General features: G+C 47.1%; 2 protein-coding genes. Both read left to right on the top strand.

Going from position 1 to position 1398, the window contains the following annotated elements:
* The first annotated feature begins 187 nt into the window (after positions 1-187).
* Positions 188-802 (top strand): transposase, encoded by a 615-nt coding sequence (locus tag E2R65_RS19465; protein ID WP_134338167.1) that lies wholly within the window; start codon positions 188-190, stop codon positions 800-802.
* Positions 757-1398: transposase (locus E2R65_RS19460; RefSeq protein WP_317131557.1), on the top strand; the 642-nt coding region annotated here is incomplete at its 3' end. The genes E2R65_RS19465 and E2R65_RS19460, both read left to right, overlap by 46 nt.

The raw sequence follows: 1398 nt of genomic DNA, 5'->3' as shown, positions 1-1398 counted from the left end.
AAGTGGGGCAGCCTTTTTGTTATTTAATGCGATTTTGGTAACTTAAAGTCATGGGAGCGAAAGTAGTCTTTAAACCATATGACCCCGACCAATTGACATTTCTGCCGTACAAACTGGAGGAGTTGGTACCGGCGGGTCACCCGGTACGGATAGTTAAACAGGTTGTCGATGAGTAGATTTAAAGCCGATCAACCGGAAGTATAAGGGAGGTGGCGCTTCGAGTTTCCACCCACGTCTGATGCTGAAACTACTGGTTTATGGTTACCTGACCAACACCTATTCCAGCCGCAAACTGGAAGAACAGGCACAGCAGAATGTGCACTTTATGTGGCTTTTAGGGATGAAAAAGCCCGACCATAACACGATCAACCGTTTCCGCAGCGAGAAGCTTTCGGGTGTTTTAAAACAGATCTTCTCACAGATCGTACAGTTACTGGCAGCCGAAGGGATCGTTTCACTGAAAGAAGCCGTGTTCACCGACGGGACGAAGATAGAATCTACAGCCAACAAATACACTTTTGTGTGGGGCAAAAGCATCAGGAACAGTAAAGAAAAGATCAAAAGCCAGCTGGACGAACTGTGGCAATATGCCCAGGATATCGCAAAGGAAGAGTTGAAAGATACCGCACCTCTGGCATACAGCGAGATCAACCCCGAGAAAGTAAAAGAAACGATCTCGAAGATCAACGCGGCCCTGGACGATAAAGAGGATGTAGATAAAAAAGTAAAGCAAAAGCTGAACTATGCTAAAAAGAACTGGCCTGCCAACCTGGAACGTTATCAGGAGCAGGAAGGCTGTTAGCTGGCCGTAACAGCTATAGCAAGACCGATCCTGATGCCACGTTTATGCGGATGAAGGAAGACCACATGCTGAACGGGCAGCTTAAACCGGGTTATAACTTACAGATATCTACACAAGAGCAGTTCATTCTTAACTACACCCTGCACCAAACTTCTACCGATTACCAAACCCTACCCGCTCACATAGACCAATACGAAACCTTATATCAAACCTTACCCGAAGCCATTGTGGCGGATGCAGGTTACGGTTCGGACGAGAACTACGGCATCTTACAGCAAAAGGGCATCGAAGCCTATATCAAGTACAATACATTCGATAAGGAACAAAAGGAAGGCATCAAGTCATTCAGTAACGACAGCCTGCACTACAATGAACAGGAGAATTATTTGGTTTGTCCTATGGGGCAGCGGATGGCGCATATTGGTGACGGGCAAAGGATAACCTCATCGGGCTATGTACAACTGATCAGCCGCTACCAGGCACAGAACTGCCATAACTGTCCCATGCGGGGCGTGTGTCATAGCGGACAAGGCAACCGGATCGTTGAGGTGAACCATTTGCTCAGAGAGCACAAGCAGGCAGCAAAACAAAGATTG

Origin of the sequence: Mucilaginibacter phyllosphaerae (assembly GCF_004378255.1) — a bacterium.
In the GTDB taxonomy this organism is placed as follows: domain Bacteria; phylum Bacteroidota; class Bacteroidia; order Sphingobacteriales; family Sphingobacteriaceae; genus Mucilaginibacter; species Mucilaginibacter phyllosphaerae.
Note: the sequence above shows the minus strand (reverse complement) of the source record. Positions and strands in the feature narration are given on the sequence as shown.